This is a genomic window from Sphingobium sp., from assembly GCF_048594625.1.
GTDB lineage: Bacteria > Pseudomonadota > Alphaproteobacteria > Sphingomonadales > Sphingomonadaceae > Sphingobium.
Map to the genome: position 1 here is coordinate 22,986 of NZ_JBMDWL010000139.1, position 16,605 is coordinate 39,590.

A 16,605-nucleotide genomic window follows, 5' to 3' on the forward strand; every position below is an offset into this window, starting at 1 on the left:
CGGCGGCTTTTACCGCGATCTTGGAAAGCGCGGATTTCCGCCTTTGGAAGAGACAGCGGATCGCTGTCGCATGGGAGGTGGCCAATGAAACTCGTCCGCCACACCATCCGCGTGCCGGTATCGCTCGACAAAGCGCTTCGCGCGCTCGCCGAGCGCCGAGGCATCAGCGTCTATGCGATGCTCCAGCGCAGCGTGAAGACGGGCGTTGCGACGCTCGCCGATCCCGCCGGGCGCGATGCCATATCGGGCGAACTGGTCTCGGAATTGGCGTCGATCAGCAACCGCATTGTCGATGTCGAACACATGCTGGACCGGGCGCTGTTCACGGCTTGCGCCGCTTATTGCTACGCCCGCAGCGCGGGGCTGGGCGAGCGCACCACCGATGAGATCGCTGTCGCCGAGATCAACGAGGCCTATGATCGCCAGCGGCGGCTTTCGCAGGGGAAGCGGCCATGACCCAATCCAATGATCGCCGCATCCATGCTGACGCGTTGCGCCGGCACCATCGGCTTAGCCACTGGCAGCGGTTGAAGCGACAGGCTGGCATCATGCTCGCATCACTCTCCCTGGGGTCGATCGGCGCGCCCTACGCGATGCTCGACAAGGACGAGCAATGGGCGATTGGCGTCTATGCCTATGCGCGCGGAGCACTTTGGGTCGCCTTCAGTCCCGATCCGGCAATCACCGTCACATACGAGGGAAGGCAATATCGCGTCCCGGCCCGCGCGGTCGTTGCTGATCGCTATTATCGCGGATCAGTATCACGCCTCTTATCGCTATCGGTAAAAGGCGGTCTGCTCGGCTTCGTCGGCTGGCTGTCTGGCCTGTTCCTCTTGCGCCGTGTCAGGGCGCGGCGGCGCGAGCGCGCTTTGCGCGATCGTGTCATCGCCGGAACCCTCGTCACGAGCGAGAAGCAGCTTGCGGCGCTGACCGCCGCCGAAGCCGGTGTCCGCGCACTCGCCATCGGCGCGGTGCCGATCCCGGCGCGGCTCGAGACGCGGCATATGGCGATGATCGGCACGACCGGCAGCGGCAAGACCACGGCGCTGCGCCAGATGCTCGATGGGATCGAGGCGCGCGGCGAAGCCGCGCTGGTCTATGACACCAGCGGCGAGTTCATCGCGCATTATTATGATCCAGCGCGCGGCGACATCATCCTGAACCCGTTCGATGCCCGCTGCGCTTTCTGGACGCCCTTCGCCGAGATCGCGCACCCGGCCGACGCCGACCGCATCGCGCAACAGCTTATCACCGAGACCGGCCAGCACGATCGCGATGTCTGGCTCGAAACCAGCCGCATCCTCGTCGCCAACATGATCCGGGAATTGTGGAAGGAGAAGAAATGCACGCTGCCGGACCTGCTCGACGCGCTGCAAAAGTGGGACAAGGACAAGCTTAAGAGCTGGCTGAAAGACACATCGTCGGCCCGGACATTCTCCGACGATGCCGACCGCGCGACGGGCAGCGTCTTGTTCATGCTCGCCAAGGCCGCGAACCTGATCCAGTTCCTTCGGATGCCGAAGGATGGCGAGATAGCCTTCGCCTTCCGCGATTTTATCGCAGGGCTAGACAAGCGCACCGGCGCCCGCCCGTGGATATTCGTGCCGCGCAAGGAGGATTATTTCGAAGCGTCGAAGCCGCTGCTCGCCTGTTGGCTCGAATGCGCGGCGAGCGCCGTGCTGGGTCTTTCGCCATCGCCCGACCGACGCATCTGGTTCGTGCTCGACGAGCTGGCCGACCTGCCGCGCGTCGATAACCTTGCCCGGCTCCTGCCCGAGGGACGCAAGTTCGGCGCGGCGGTAGTGCTGACCTTTCAGGCGCTCGGCCAGATGCGGCACCGCTATGGACCGCAGATCGCGGAATCGCTGTTGGGGTGCTGCAACACCAAGCTGTTCCTCCAGACCATCGACAGCGAGACCCGCGTATGGGCGAGCCAGACAATCGGCGAATGTGAAGTCGAGATCCAGACCATGACCGACGCGCTCGCCGAGGGCGACGATGCGGCGCGCACGACCTTGGGCCGGATGCGGAAGATGCGGCCCGCCATTCTCGAAAGCGAACTCCGCCTGCCGAAATATGAGGGCTATTTGCTATTCCCCGATGGCTTGCCGGTTGCCCGGATCAAGCTCACGGCCGATCATCTCGCACGGCGCGGCAAGGCCTGCCAGCCGGGATTCCTCGCGGGCGATCCGAAAACCACGCTTTGGCAGCAGGTGGTGCAGACCGCGCCATCGTCTCCGTCTCCGCCTCCATCCGCGCGGTTGTCGCCGCCACCACCCAAGAGCCGGGGGCCGGTCTGATGGTCGCGTCGGTGTCGGCGCTGATCAGTTCGACGCAGGCCAGCAGCTATTATGAGGCCGATGACTATTATGCCGAGGGCGGCTTGTCGCCGTCCGAGTGGCAGGGCGCTGGCGCGGAGGCGCTGGGCCTGTCCGGCGAGGTCGATCGCGACCAATTCCGCGAGTTGCTGGACGGCCGGATCTGCGATCAGCAGCTTGGGACGTATCGCGGCGGTCAGTTGGAGCATCGTCCCGGCTGGGACGTGACCTTGAGCGCGCCCAAGTCGGTGTCGATCATGGCCGAGGTCGCGGGCGACCGGCGGCTGATCGCGGCGCACGGGCAAGCCGTCAAAACCGCGATGGCGCATGTCGAGCAGCATATGGCCGCCACCCGCATCCGCGACGACGGCACCGTGACCCGCAAGGCGACCGGCAATCTCGTCGTCGCCAGCTTCCAGCATGGCACCAGCCGCGCCCAAGACCCGCAGCTTCACACCCACAATGTCATTATGAATGCGACGCGGGGTGAGGACGGCACATGGCGCAGCCTTGAACCCCGCGCCATCTACCAGCTTCAAAAGCAGATTGGCGCGATCTACCGGCAGGAACTGGCACTGAAGGTCCGCGAACTCGGTTATGAGATCGAGACGGGCAAGGACTCGCTGTTCGAGATCAAGGGCGTGTCCGCCGATGTTATCGGTGCGTTCAGCACCCGCAGCGCCGAAATCGAGGCGGCGCTTGGCGAGCGCGGCACATCGCGCGTTGCCGCCAGCGCCGCCGAAAAGCAGATCGCCGCGCTCGACACCCGGCAAGCGAAGGTCGCAACAGATTATGCCAGCCTTGTTGCCGACTGGCGGGGGACGGCGAGCGCAGCCGGGTTCGGAATCGACGCGCGGCTGGCGATGGTCAGGCAGGCCGAAGCCCATGCCGCCAGCCCCGCGCACCGCGCCGACATGGCCGAGCAGGCGACAATGGCGGATCGCGCCGTTGCCTATGCCGCCGACAAGCTCGGCGAACGGCAATCGGTCTTTTCCGCTGCCGCCTTGCAGGAGGAAGCCGGACGGATCGGGCTGGCCAAGGTCAGTTATGCCGAGATCGGTGCCGCAATTGACACCGCTGCGAAACAGGGTGAATTGATCGGCCGAACCTATCTCGACCGGCGCGGCGCGGAGTTCGCCGGATTCACCACCCGCCAGAATGTCGAGACCGAGACCAAGATGTTGCGGATCGAGGCCGAGGGGCGCGTCGCGCTCGCGCCCATCGCGTCGCCGCTCGCCGCCGCTAAGGCCGTCGCCAGCGCCGCGACACAAGCCGAGCGTGCAGGCTTTGGCTGGAACGCCGACCAGCGCGCCGCCACCGAGCAGCTTCTGACCAGCCGCAACCGCATCACCGCCGTTCAGGGTTATGCGGGCACCGCCAAGACCACGACCGTTCTCGCGACCTTCGCCCGCGAGGTCGAGGCACGGGGCGTATCGGTTGTCGCGCTTGCTCCCACCGCATCGGCGGCGATGGTGCTGGGTGAGGCGCTGGGCGCGCGCAGCGATACGGTAGCGCGCCATTTGTTATCACCCGAGCGGTCTCATCTGGGCCAGTCCGCCGCGTGGATCGTGGACGAGGCATCGCTTCTATCCGCCCGCGACACCGCGCGGCTGTTCGACCTGGCCGATAAGCATAACGCCCGCATCATCCTTGTCGGCGACGTGAAGCAGCTTGGTTCGGTCGAGGCGGGCGCGGCGTTCGCGCAGTTGCAGAGTGCAGGCATGGAGACCGCCAAGCTCGGCGAGATCGTCCGGCAGACCAATGCGGCGACCAAGGAGGCCGTGCTGGCGTCGATCGAGGGCGATGCCAAGAACGCGCTCGCCGCGCTGGATCGTGGCGGCGGCCAGATCATCGAGAGCGCCGATCGTGCGGAAAGGTTCGCCGCTATCGCCGAGCGATATGCAGGGCTGGCCAAGGCCAGCCGCGCTCGCACCCTTGTTATCGAGCCGTCACGCGAGGGGCGCGATGCGTTGACGGCTGATATTCGCGCTGCGCTCACCCGGAGGGAGGCGCTCACCGGCCCCGCCGTGACCATGCAGAGCCTTGCCAACAAGGGGCTGACCCGCGCCGAGGCGCGCGATCCATTGAGCTATGACAAAGGCGATGTGGTTCGGTTCGCCCGCGACTATGCCGACAAGGGCGTGAAGCGCGGCGAAGCCTATCGCGTCGAATCCATCGACCCAGCCAAGGCCGCCGTCGCGCTCAAATCGGAGGATGGGCGCGAGGTCGATTGGCGGTTACGACAATGGGGTGCGGGCAAAAGCCAAGCGTTTGCACCGCAGCCGCTGGACCTGAAATCCGGTGAAAGCATCCGGTTCACCCGCAACGACCGCGAGGCGGGCCGCGTCAACGGTGGGCGCGGTGAGGTGATCGCCGTGGATGAGCAGACCCGCACCGCCATCATCCAGACCCCGGACGGCAAGACCGAGACGCTCAATCTCGATTCCGCCTGCGACCGGCATATCGCCCATGCCTATGTTGACACCGCCTTTGCCGCCCAAGGCCGCACCGCCGATCATGTGATAATCCACGCCGACAGCAAGGCGACCAACCTTGTCGATCAGAAATCCTTTTACGTGGGCATATCTCGCGCAAAGGAATCCGCCACCATCTTCACCAATGATCGCGGCAAGTTGGTGTCCGCCATCAACGAGCGCGCCGGTCAGTTGCAGACCGCCATTGCGCAGGCCGCCATGCCAACGCCAGTTGCCGAAAAGGCGATGGGGGCCGGAATAGGGTAAAGCCGGGAAATATGTCGCGACCCCCCATGGTTTGGGATGACATTCGTAGTCCGTCCCTCTAGTTCTCCATTAGGGGAACGCATCTTGGCATTCGCCACGCGCCGCACGCCCACCTAAATAAAACTGGAATATGGTTGAGTAATGAACGCCGTTGAGATTGAAGAAGCTGTTTCCGCTCTGGCGGAACGCCCGTTCGATGCGGCGGAATTTCCGTTTCAGTTCCTTGAAGCCTTTGGGAACAAGGCGACAACAATTAAGCGCTTGCGCGCCGTCAAAGGCTCGACCAACGCCTCTGAACTTCCCGGCGCGGTATTGCAGCGCAACAATATCCATATTGCCGTTGCCGCGCCCGGCGAGGTTTCTGCCGCCTTCGCCGCGCTCAAGGCCAGTCCCGCGACCGCCAAGGCAAAGGCCAAGTTCATCCTCGCCACGGACGGCGACACCTTTGAAGCCGAGGACACCGATTCCGGCGAAACCGTCGCCTGCACCTTCGCCGAGTTTCCTGACCATTTCGGGTTTTTCCTGCCGCTTGCTGGCATCACTACCGTCCGGCAAGTCCGCGAAAGCAGTTTCGACATCCGTGCGACCAGCCGCCTCAATCGGCTGTATGTGGAACTGCTGAAAGACAACCCCGAATGGGGCAGCGCCGAGCGCCGCCCCGACATGAATCATTTTATGGCCCGTCTGATCTTCTGCTTTTTCGCGGAGGATACGGACATCTTTCATCGCAGCTATCCTTTCACCGGCACCATCGAGAAGATGAGTGATCGGGATAGTTCCAACACCCATGAGGTGATCGGTGAGCTGTTCCGCGCGATGAACACGCGCAAGGAGGATCACGAAGCCTCGAATATCCGCAACTGGGCGCGTCCCTTCCCTTACGTTAACGGCGGACTGTTTTCCGGCAGTCTCGACGTGCCGCGATTCAGCCGCATCGCGCGATCCTATCTGCTGCATATCGGCAGTCTCGATTGGACCAAGATCAACCCCGACATCTTCGGGTCGATGATTCAGGCCGTCGCTGATGATGAAGAGCGCGGCGCGCTAGGAATGCACTACACCAGCGTTCCCAACATCCTGAAAGTCCTGAACCCACTCTTTCTGGACGACCTGCGCGCGCATCTGGCCGAGGCTGACGACAACCCGCGCAAGCTGTTGAACCTGCGCAACCGCATGGCGAAAATCCGCGTGTTCGACCCCGCGTGCGGCAGCGGGAATTTCCTTGTCATCGCCTACAAGGAAATGCGGGCCATCGAGGCCGAGATCAACCGGCGGCGCAATGAGGACGGCCGCGTGTCCGATATTCCGCTCACCAATTTTCGGGGGATCGAGCTTCGCGATTTTCCCGCCGAGATCGCGCGCCTCGCGCTTATCATCGCGGAGTTCCAGTGCGACGTGATGTATCGCGGAGAGCGGCTCGCCTTGGCCGAGTTTCTGCCGCTCAACGCGCAGAACTGGATTACCTGCGGCAACGCGCTGCGGCTCGACTGGTTGAGCATCTGCCCGCCGACCGGAACTGGCGTGAAGCTGACAGGGGATGACCTATTTGCGACGCCGCTCGATCAGGCGCAGATCGACTTCGAGAACGAAGGCGGCGAAACATACATCTGCGGCAATCCGCCGTATCTCGGCTCTACATGGCAGGATAGTGAACAGAAGGCCGAATTGCAGGCCATCTTCGGTTCCAGAACGAAAAACTGGAAATCTCTCGACTATGTGGCGGGCTGGTTCATGAAGGCGGCCGATTACGCCACAGCGACCAAGGCTGCCACGGCCTTCGTGTCTACGAACTCAGTCTGTCAAGGTGAGCAAGTGCCGGTCCTTTGGCCGCTGATATTTGGGACCGAGAATAAAATAGCCTTTGCACACACCTCATTCAAATGGGCCAATCTAGCGAGTCACAATGCTGGCGTGACTGTGGCAATTATCGGCTTAGAAATCGCACCTAGCCCTACCCGAAAATTATATTCCATTGGCGATGATCGCGCAGCCATCGTCAAGGAGGTTTCCAATATTAACGCCTACCTTGTCCCTGGCCCAGACTTAATCGTGGAGAAGGTAAACCGAACATCGCTGGACCGGGCACTTATGCTGTGGGGGAACAAGCCCACCGATGACGGCAATTTCTTCATGGACCACGATACAGCCAACCGCTTGATTGGCGAATATCCAGAAGCCCGCGAATTTATCAGACCTTACTATGGCTCAGCGGAATTTATCCGAGGCATACAACGGTATTGCCTTTGGATTGACGACCGCGACGCGGACAGGGCCGCGCAGATACCGGAGATCGCGCGCCGGTTGGAGAATATCAGAGAGTTTCGTGCGAATAGCATCGCAGCCGAAACGCGACCTGCCGCCGATTTTCCGCACCGCTTCCGGCAGATTCAGGGTGTCGGTGAACGCATGTCACTGATTGTTCCCCGCGTAAGTTCTGAGAGAAGGCCATATCTACCCATCGGTTTGCTACCAGAGCGTTCCATCGTCGCCGATAGCTCATTTGCTCTCTATGATTCCCCCCTTTGGAACATGGCTCTGATAGCCTCACGACTCCACCTTGTCTGGGTCGCCACCGTGTGCGGCAAGTTGAAAACCGACTTTCGCTATTCCAACACGCTCGGCTGGAACACCTTTCCGGTGCCGACGCTCACCGAGAAGAACAGGGATGACCTGACCCGCTGCGCGGAGGACATTCTGTTGGCGCGGGAGGTGCATTTCCCCGCCACAATCGCCGATCTTTATGATCCCGAAGCGATGCCCGACGAATTGCGTGAAGCGCACGAGCGCAACGACGAGGTATTGGAGCGCATCTATATCGGGCGGCGATTCAGGAATGACACCGAACGGCTCGAAAAGCTGTTCGAGCTATATACCAAGATGACCGCAGGCGCGGGAGCGGCGCGGAAGTGGAAGACGGGGGCAAGCGCGTGACCACTAATATGAAATCAGTTCCATCCGTTTCGGTTTCCTATGCCCGCAACGGCGGCTCCACCAAGGCCAACGCTCTAGGCATGAGGCCAATGCAGGAGCGCGCCTATGAGAAGCGCGGCGAGCAATACCTGCTCATCAAGTCGCCGCCCGCGTCCGGCAAGAGCCGCGCCCTCATGTTCATCGCGCTCGACAAGCTCGCCAATCAGGGATTGAAGCAGGCGATCATTGTCGTGCCGGAAAAGACCATCGGATCATCCTTCGCCGATGAGCCGCTGTCCAAGTTCGGCTTTTGGGGCGACTGGCAGGTGCAGCCGAATTGGAACCTCTGCAACGCGCCCGGTGCTGACAACGGCGGCAAGGTCAATTCCGTTGGCGCGTTTCTGAGAAGCGATGACACGGTGTTGGTCTGCACCCATGCCACCTTCCGCTTCGCCGTGGACAAGTTCGGCGTGGAGGCGTTCGATGATCGCCTGATCGCGGTGGACGAGTTCCACCACGTCTCCGCCAACCCCGACAACAAGCTGGGCCAGCATCTGGGCCAGTTCATCGCCCGCGACAAGGTGCACATCGTCGCCATGACCGGATCGTATTTTCGGGGCGACGCCGAGGCCGTCCTTGCACCGCAGGACGAGTCCAAATTCGATAGCGTCACCTATACCTATTACGAGCAGCTCAACGGCTACGAATATCTGAAACAGCTCGACATCGGCTATTTTTTCTATTCCGGCGCTTATGCCGACGACATCCTCGCCGTGCTCGATCCCGCCGAAAAAACCATCATCCATATTCCCAACGTCAATTCGCGTGAAAGCACGAAGGACAAGATCAGGGAGGTGGAGCATATCATCGAGGCACTAGGCGACTGGGAGGGGACCGACTCCGCGACCGGCTTCCAGTTGATTAAGACTGCCGATGGCCGCACCTTGCGCGTCGCCGACCTTGTGGACGACGATCCCGGCAAGCGGGACAAGGTTGCCGCCGCACTCAAAGACCCCGCGCATAAGAACAACCGCGATCATGTGGACATCATCATCGCCCTAGGCATGGCCAAGGAGGGCTTTGACTGGATTTGGTGCGAACACGCGCTGACCGTCGGCTATCGCGCCAGCCTGACGGAGATCGTGCAGATTATCGGGCGCGCGACCCGCGACGCGCCGGGCAAGAGCCGCGCGCGCTTCACCAACCTGATCGCGGAGCCGGACGCGGCGGAATCCGCCGTTACTGAGGCCGTCAACGACACTCTCAAAGCCATCGCCGCCAGCCTGCTGATGGAACAGGTGCTTGCCCCGCGCTTCGAGTTCAAGCCCAAGAACCCCGCCACCAGCACCGCTCAGCCGGGCTTCGACTATGGCGAAGGCGGCTACGATCCCGACAAGTGCAATGTCGGTTTTCACGAGGAACGCGGGGTATTCCAGATCGAGATTAAGGGCTTGGCGGAACCCAAGTCCCCCGAGGCCGCGCGCATCTGCCGCGAGGATTTGAACGAGGTGATCGCCACCTTCGTTCAGGACAAGCCGAGCATCGAGCGCGGGCTATTTGATGAGGAGCTGATCCCCGAGGAGTTGACGCAGGTGCGCCTTGGCAAGATCATCAAGGACAAATACCCCGAACTGGACGAGGAAGATCAAGAGGCGGTGCGTCAGCACGCCATCGCCGCCATCAATCTCACCCAGCAGGCCAAGAAGGTCGCACTTGGCGATGACGGCGGGGAGCCAAGCGCGAACACCGCGCTGATCGACGGCGTGCGCCGGTTTGCGATGGACGTACGTGAACTCGACATCGACCTGATCGACCGCATCAACCCCTTTGGCGAGGCTTATGCTATCCTTGCTAAGACCATGAGCGAGGACAGCCTGAAAACCGTTGCCGCCGCCATCGCCGCCAAGCGCACCAGCTTGACACCGGAGGAAGCGCGCGATCTGGCCAAGCGCGCTCTGAAATTCAAACAGGAGCGTGGACGCTTGCCGTCCATCACGTCGCCGGACGCATGGGAAAAGCGCATGGCCGAAGGCGTTGCCTTCCTTGCCCGCATGAAGGCGGAGACCACGCGTGGCTAGCGGCTTCACCGATGACGACGACGCCTTGCTGGCTGAGCTTGGCGTTGAGGTCGAGGCCAAGAAGGAGTCCGCCCGGACGCCGCGTGAGGAACGCATCATCGCGGGTTTCGAGGAGATTCAGCGATTTGTCGAGCAACACGGCCACAGCCCCCGCCACGGCGAGGGTCTCGACATCTTCGAGCGCCTATATGCCGTGAGACTCGACCGGCTGCGCGCCCAGCCGGAAAGCCGCGCCCTTCTGGAACCCCTCGATCATCAGGAACTGCTGAACGGCGCGGCTCCGGTCATCGCCGATGCCCCAGATGACATCAGCGATGACGAGCTGCTGGCGCAGCTTGGCGTGGACGCCGAGGCGGATGACATCACCGCGCTGCGGCACGTCCGCTCCGCCGCCGAAAAACGCGCCGCCGAGGACATCGCCAACCGCGAACGGTGCGAGGACTTCGACCGCTTCAAGCCGCTGTTCGATGCAGTGCAGACGGACATCGACAGCGGCGCGCGCATCACCCAGCCCATCCGCAAGGATGCCGGATTCCTGAAAACCGACATCAGGGCGGGGGAGTTTTTCATCCTCGGCGGCCAGATCGCCTATGTCGCCGAAGTCGGCGAACCTTTCAAAGCGCCTAATGGCGAAAGCGACGCCCGCCTGCGTGTCATCTATTCCAACGGCACCGAGAGCAACTTGTTGCTCCGCTCCCTGCAGCGCGCGCTGTATAAGGACGACACTAGCCGTGCCGTATCGGAGCAGAGCGCCGGTCCCCTATTTGCAGGTGAGAGCGACGATGGCGACCTAGCCAGCGGCACCATCTATGTCCTGCGTAGCAAGTCGGACAACCCCGCCGTCGCGGCCAACCGTGAGGTGCTGCACAAGATCGGCGTTACGGGGGGCAACGTGGGGCGGCGCATCGCCAATGCCAAGCTGGACGCCACCTTCCTGCTGGCGGACGTGGAGATCGTCGCCACCTACACGCTCTACAACGTAAACCGCACCAAGCTCGAAAACCTGATCCACCGTATCTTCGATCCGGCGCGTCTCGACATCGAGATCAAGGATCGCTTTGGCAATCCTGTCATCCCGCGCGAATGGTTTCTTGTGCCGGTGTTTGTGATTGACGACGCTGTGGAGAAGATCAGAGACGGCACGATCACGCATTATATATACGACCCGAAAGCGGCCCGGCTGGTGCGACGCGCCAGCGATTTGGCGGGCGGCGCGTAATGCGCATCAGTCGCCTCACCATTGAGAACTTCCGGTCGATCAAGGCGCTCGACCTCGACCTCAATGAAACGACTGTTTTGATCGGGCCCAACAATGCCGGTAAGACCGCTATCCTCGATGCCATCAGGATTGTGCTGACCCGCCGCTGGGGACAGCGCGGTACCGGCTTTACCGAATACGATGTTCACCTTGCCGACGAAAATGCGGACCCCAAGGCTCCCCCGGGTGTCTCAATCGAAATCCGTGTCGAGGAACAGGCCGCAGGCGAATGGCCTGACGCGCTCCAGCAAGACCTTGATGAAATCGCCCAGACCGATCCGACGACGGGCAAGACATTCATCATCCTGCGCGCGAGCTGCGCGTGGAATGAAGCGGAGGGCAATTTCGAGCCATCTTGGGTTTTCCTGAACGCTGGCCGGGCACCGCTGGTTGGCGGCTCTGCGCGCCGCATGAATCTCGAACGGTTTTGGCAGTATCTACCGGTTTTCTATCTCGGGGCCTTGCGGGACGTGGACGACGAATTTTCGCCGCGTTCGCAGTTTTGGGGCCGTCTACTGAAAGCGATGGAGATACCATCGGCGCTGGAAGCCAAGGTTCAGCGCGTCCTTGACCTTTTGAATCGCAAGCTCTTGCAAGCCGATCCGCGCCTAGGTCAAATCGCGGGCACCTTGTCGGGCGCAACACGGGTCGCGGCCCGTGATCGGGATGGCGGGGCCGATTTGCGCCTCGTCCCTCTCAAATCGTGGGATTTGCTATCCAAGGCCGAAATCATCTTGCGCAACGAACCAGATTGGCCGTGGCTACCGTTGCAACGGCACGGCCAAGGTATGCAGAGTCTGTCTGTCATTTTCTTGTTTCAGGCGTTCGTCGAACACTTGCTTACCGAGCTGTATGAGGCCGACAGCGCGCCTGTGTTGGCGCTCGAAGAACCGGAAACCCATTTGCACCCTCAGGCTGCGCGCACTCTGTGGACGCATATACAAGCTCTGCCGGGTCAGAAGATCATTACCACGCACTCACCCTATTTCGTTCAGCATGTGCCATTCCGTGACTTGCGCCTTGTCCGCCTGACCGAGAACGGCACTGAGGTTTGCTCACTGCCGCCGAGTTTTTTCGCACGCATTCCGCACGTCGCTGCTTTGGATGCTGTAGTCGCGGCCGGCGGCGGAACAATGGAATACGACCGCGCAGCGGAACTTCTGACTGTTCATGGCAAGCTCGAACAAGCCCCCTACAGGGGGTTGCTGACCTGCTATGGCACCCATGCCGACCGGGCAGTGATCCATGGCGTGTTGCGCGATCTGCACGACCGCGCCTTGCTTTACATCAGCGATGATGAGTTGAGATCGCTTGAAACCTTCGCGCGTCGGATTCGCGGCGAAATCTTCTTTGCCCGCCGCTGGTTCATCGTGGAGGGACAAGCCGAGTATCTGCTCGTTCACGCGATGGCGCGTGAACTTGGCTATGACTTGGACGAGCACGGCGTTGCGGTGATTGACGCCCAGAACAACGGCAATCCTGCCATCTTTGCAGCGCTCGCGCGTGCCCTTTCTATTCCGTGGTTGGCTGTTTTCGACGGCGACGGAGCGGGGCAGGGTTATAGCGACAGCATCGCTGCGCGTGATTTTGCCCCTGCTTTCGTGACTGCCCGATGCCGCACCCACGCTGCCGACGACATTGAAGCGCAGATGATCGCCGATGGACTTGAGGCTGAACTGAGGGCTGCGTTGACGCAAGCAGGTGTGGCCGCAGCGGCGGCCGCAGATGCAGCGGCGTTGCTCGACCTCATGCGCCACCACAAGACCGGATATGCAGCGGCGCTTGTAGATATGATGCGAGGGAATGCAGCGCTCGCGGCTCGCATGCCGCAAGCCTTCCGCGACTCCATCGCTGACCTGCGAGGGCTGACATGATCGAAACTCCTCTCGAAACCGCACTTGCCAAATTAACCGAAATCCAACGCGAAGCCGTCGGCTGGGATAACGGCGCGATGTTGGTCCTAGCAGGACCGGGATCGGGCAAAACGCAGGTGTTAACGTGCCGCATTGCGCGCTTGCTGAATGAGGGGCGGGACCAGTCTTTCCGCGTTCTCGCGCTTACGTTCACCAACAAGGCCGCGGACGAAATGAAAGAGCGCGTGGCGACCTTCGTCCCCGGCCTTGAGGAACGCGCCAACATTGGCACCTTCCATAGCTTCTGCGGACAGGTGCTGCGCCAGCACGGCATCCATCTCGGCATCAACCCGGATTTCGCAATCTACTCGCAGGACGACGACCGCAAGGCGGTGCTTGAGGACGCGCTGAAACGGACAGGCATGGATGCGGACTGCGTTCGCTATCTCGGCCTGATTGACCGCATGAAAACCCTGCTGATCGAACCCAAGGACGCTCTGTCGCGCCTTTCGCGCACCACAAATCCCCAGATCATCGCCCAAGCCTATGAGGCTTATGAAAGCGAATTGCGCCGGTTGAACGTGCTCGACTTCAACTCTCTCATATTCGAGGCGTTTCGCCTGCTGTCGACATTCCCGGCCATCGCGGCTCGATATCGCCGGTCCTACCCATATTGGCTTCTGGACGAGTTTCAGGACACGAACGACGGCCAATACCGGCTCATTCGCACGATGGCGGGCGACGATTTCAAAAATGTGTTCGCGGTCGCGGACGACGACCAGATCATCTATCAATGGAACGGTGCGAGCTTCCGACAAATCCAACGCTTTCGCGCCGACTACCAGCCAGAACTGATTCAGCTCCCGACGAACTACCGTTGCCCGCCCGCGATTGTCGCCGCAGCGAACCGGCTTGTCGCTTACAACGTCCAGAGGACTGAAGCGAAGAAGCCGCTGGTTGCTGGCAAGACGGACCTCAAACTCCCCGAGCAGGACCACATCCAGCTTCGCATCTTTGAAACCGACGAGATCGAGGCCGAGAAAATCGCCGAGGAGATCGCCGCGCGCGGTAAGGAGCAATGGAGCCAGACTACTGTTCTGGCCAGAACTCGCGCTTCGCTCGAAAAGATGCTGAAAGCGCTGAAAGCCGCACATGTGCCTGCGGTCATCGCGCAGCGCCGCGATGATTTTCTGTCTGCCGAAATGCGGTGGATGGTCGCCTGCCTTGTTCAGACCGTGCGCCCGCTGGACCGGCGAAACCTTGCTGTGCTGATTGACGCCTTTAATCGCTTTGCCGAGGTGCAAACCGCCGTTGGACAGGTGTTGTCACATGCGGAAGCCAGCGGTGCGGGCTATTTCAGCACATGGGTTGCAGCCGCCAATGCAGAGGTCGGCGCTGCTTCGCCACACGCCAAATTGTTGGAGGCCGCAGGCCGTCTTGATGCAGCTTCCGCCAAGAGCGTGATCGGCGAAATGTTGTCGGAACTGGACGCCCGGGCGTCAGGTGACGTTCCTGACCCTGATTTGGTGGAAGATCTCGCCGCATGGCGCGAAATTTCGGCCGACATCAGACGGCACTTCGGCAGCAGCATCACCCTCGACGAGTTTCTGCAGCAACTTCAACTGCGCTCGAAAGCGCCATCGCCGCAGGCGCACACTGTCACGTTGATGACCGTGCATGGCGCGAAGGGGCGCGAGTTCGATTTTGTCTATCTGGTCGGCTTGGCCGAAGACATATTGCCTTCGTTCCAGAGCCGCCAGAAAGACGACAATAGCCCCGAGATGGAGGAAGAACGCCGCAACTGTTTTGTTGCCATCACACGTGCAAAGGAATGCCTAATCCTCAGCCGGGCGAAGAGCTACCGCGGATGGGCCAAGCAGCCGTCACGGTTCCTTATTGAAATGGGCCTTGCCGATCCAAGCGACTGACCTTCCTACTCTGCTGGGGGGCGAAATCCGCGTTGTCCGATTGCTCGTTCATGATGCGCACGCATCGTCTGAGAGACAATTTAGCCGCGATAGCGCTTGCCAATGGGTAGGTATTGCTCGAAGAATCATAGCGATGCGTACGGACATCGATCACCTTCCTGCCGCCAAACAGCGCGAGCTTGAGCGTATCGTCGCGATCATCTTCGACGAATTCGGTGCGGCGACGGAAAATGCGACCGGCGCGCGCAAGGGCGCGCGCATTCTCAAGATTATCCTGTTCGGCAGCTATGCGCGCGGCGATTGGGTCGATGCGCCGACGTCGGCGAACCAGTACAAATCCGACTATGATATTCTCGTCATCGTCAGTCAGAAGGAGTTGACAGACCGCGCTGCCTATTGGGCGAAGGCCGAGGAGCGGCTGATCCGCGCCTACACGATCGAAAAGACGCTCCAAACGCCGGTCAACTTCATCGTCCATTCGCTGCATGAGGTGAACGACGGACTCGCGCATGGCCGCGTTTTCTTCATGGAGGTCGCGAAGGACGGGATTGCGCTTTACGAGGCCGATGACCGCGAGTTGGCGACGCCTAAGCCCAAGACACCGGAACAAGCGCTATCCGCAGCCAAAGAGTATTTCGAGGAACACGTCGCGAGCGCCGCTGAATTCCTTGAGGGATACAAATTCTACATGGGGCGGGAAAGCTGGAAGAAAGCTGCCTTCCTATTGCATCAGGCAACGGAGAATATTTACGCCTGCGCGCTTCTAACGCTGACATACTACTCGCCATATAACCACAATATCGCCTTCCTGCGTTCCCTCGCCGAAGGTCAGGATCGACGTCTTTTCGGCATCTGGCCAGAAGCGACACATCGCGAGCGGGCGATGTTCCAGAAGCTCAAGGAAGCTTACACCAAGGCTCGCTATTCCAAGCACTACCGGATCAGCGAAGAAGAGCTGACCTGGCTCGGCGAACGGGTCGAAGAACTCGGCCGCGTCGTTCATCAGGTCTGCACCGATCGCATCGCCGAACTCGAAAAGGCGACGGCGTCCGCATAGCGCGCCGCCCACTGGCTTGCCGGGAGTCCCCGATTCTGACATAATCCCGCCCACGGGATGGAGTGACTGGCGGCCATCCCGAGGATTATCCTGCCAGCATCACGCAGGTCCGGCCGAGGTCGGACAGTTGCTGTAGACCGCTTTAGCGGCGTACAGCGGACACCGCTTGCACATTCGCGCGCGATTGCGCGGACCGCCGCTGTGCGAGCTGCAAATGACTACCCCGACACCAAAAGACTTCTACGCGCGCGAAGTCGTGATGGCGCGCGTCGACCATCTCGTCCGCCGCAAGCAGGGCGAGATTGAGCGGATCACGCGCATCCTGCGCGCTTTCTTCGATCCCGATCAGGTGCAGGCCCCCGAGCTGGGTCAGATCAGGCGGATCATCCTGATCGGCCCCTATGCGCGGCGGTCGTGGTATGAAGACGACCAGACGATCAAGTTTTCCGATTACGAACTGTG

9 protein-coding genes and 1 pseudogene are annotated in these 16,605 nt (G+C 61.2%); all 10 read left to right on the forward strand.

The window, feature by feature from the left end:
* Positions 1–84: 84 nt before the first annotated feature.
* Positions 85–456 carry a hypothetical protein gene (locus ACOJSJ_RS17925; RefSeq protein ID WP_420146316.1) on the forward strand — a complete coding sequence of 124 codons (372 nt, stop codon included), beginning with the start codon at positions 85–87 and terminating at the stop codon, positions 454–456.
* Positions 453–2,300 carry a type IV secretion system DNA-binding domain-containing protein gene (locus ACOJSJ_RS17930; RefSeq protein ID WP_420146317.1) on the forward strand — a complete coding sequence of 616 codons (1,848 nt, stop codon included), beginning with the start codon at positions 453–455 and terminating at the stop codon, positions 2,298–2,300. The genes ACOJSJ_RS17925 and ACOJSJ_RS17930 overlap by 4 nt, the downstream gene beginning before the upstream one ends.
* On the forward strand, positions 2,204–5,059 hold the full coding sequence (gene mobF / locus ACOJSJ_RS17935; protein WP_420146318.1) for a MobF family relaxase: 2,856 nt from the start codon (positions 2,204–2,206) through the stop codon (positions 5,057–5,059). The genes ACOJSJ_RS17930 and mobF overlap by 97 nt, the downstream gene beginning before the upstream one ends.
* A 141-nt stretch (positions 5,060–5,200) precedes the next feature.
* Positions 5,201–7,990 carry a class I SAM-dependent DNA methyltransferase gene (locus ACOJSJ_RS17940; RefSeq protein ID WP_420146319.1) on the forward strand — a complete coding sequence of 930 codons (2,790 nt, stop codon included), beginning with the start codon at positions 5,201–5,203 and terminating at the stop codon, positions 7,988–7,990.
* A gap of 8 nt (positions 7,991–7,998) precedes the next feature.
* On the forward strand, positions 7,999–10,047 hold the full coding sequence (locus tag ACOJSJ_RS17945; protein WP_420146324.1) for a pseudomurein-binding repeat-containing protein: 2,049 nt from the start codon (positions 7,999–8,001) through the stop codon (positions 10,045–10,047).
* Positions 10,040–11,266, forward strand: coding sequence for a GIY-YIG nuclease family protein (locus ACOJSJ_RS17950; RefSeq protein ID WP_420146320.1), 1,227 nt, complete (start codon positions 10,040–10,042; stop codon positions 11,264–11,266). Before ACOJSJ_RS17945 ends, ACOJSJ_RS17950 begins: the two co-directional genes overlap by 8 nt.
* Positions 11,266–13,179, forward strand: a complete 1,914-nt coding sequence (locus ACOJSJ_RS17955; RefSeq protein WP_420146321.1) for an ATP-dependent nuclease — start codon at positions 11,266–11,268, stop codon at positions 13,177–13,179. Before ACOJSJ_RS17950 ends, ACOJSJ_RS17955 begins: the two co-directional genes overlap by 1 nt.
* Positions 13,176–15,086, forward strand: a complete 1,911-nt coding sequence (locus tag ACOJSJ_RS17960) for an ATP-dependent helicase (RefSeq protein WP_420146322.1) — start codon at positions 13,176–13,178, stop codon at positions 15,084–15,086. The genes ACOJSJ_RS17955 and ACOJSJ_RS17960 overlap by 4 nt, the downstream gene beginning before the upstream one ends.
* A 133-nt stretch (positions 15,087–15,219) precedes the next feature.
* A complete protein-coding gene (locus tag ACOJSJ_RS17965) occupies positions 15,220–16,143 on the forward strand; it encodes a nucleotidyltransferase domain-containing protein (RefSeq protein WP_420146323.1) in 924 nt (307 codons plus the stop codon).
* Between the two features lie 214 nt (positions 16,144–16,357).
* Positions 16,358–16,605: pseudogene (locus tag ACOJSJ_RS17970) on the forward strand (hypothetical protein); the annotation flags it as partial.

Bases quoted from the DNA above. Each gene is read 5' to 3' on its own strand.
- ACOJSJ_RS17925 (WP_420146316.1), top strand. From the start codon at position 85: ATGAAACTCGTCCGCCACACCATCCGCGTGCCGGTATCGCTCGACAAA.
- ACOJSJ_RS17930 (WP_420146317.1), top strand. From the start codon at position 453: ATGACCCAATCCAATGATCGCCGCATCCATGCTGACGCGTTGCGCCGG.
- ACOJSJ_RS17940 (WP_420146319.1), top strand. From the start codon at position 5,201: ATGAACGCCGTTGAGATTGAAGAAGCTGTTTCCGCTCTGGCGGAACGC.
- ACOJSJ_RS17945 (WP_420146324.1), top strand. From the start codon at position 7,999: ATGAAATCAGTTCCATCCGTTTCGGTTTCCTATGCCCGCAACGGCGGC.
- ACOJSJ_RS17955 (WP_420146321.1), top strand. From the start codon at position 11,266: ATGCGCATCAGTCGCCTCACCATTGAGAACTTCCGGTCGATCAAGGCG.
- ACOJSJ_RS17960 (WP_420146322.1), top strand. From the start codon at position 13,176: ATGATCGAAACTCCTCTCGAAACCGCACTTGCCAAATTAACCGAAATC.
- ACOJSJ_RS17965 (WP_420146323.1), top strand. From the start codon at position 15,220: ATGCGTACGGACATCGATCACCTTCCTGCCGCCAAACAGCGCGAGCTT.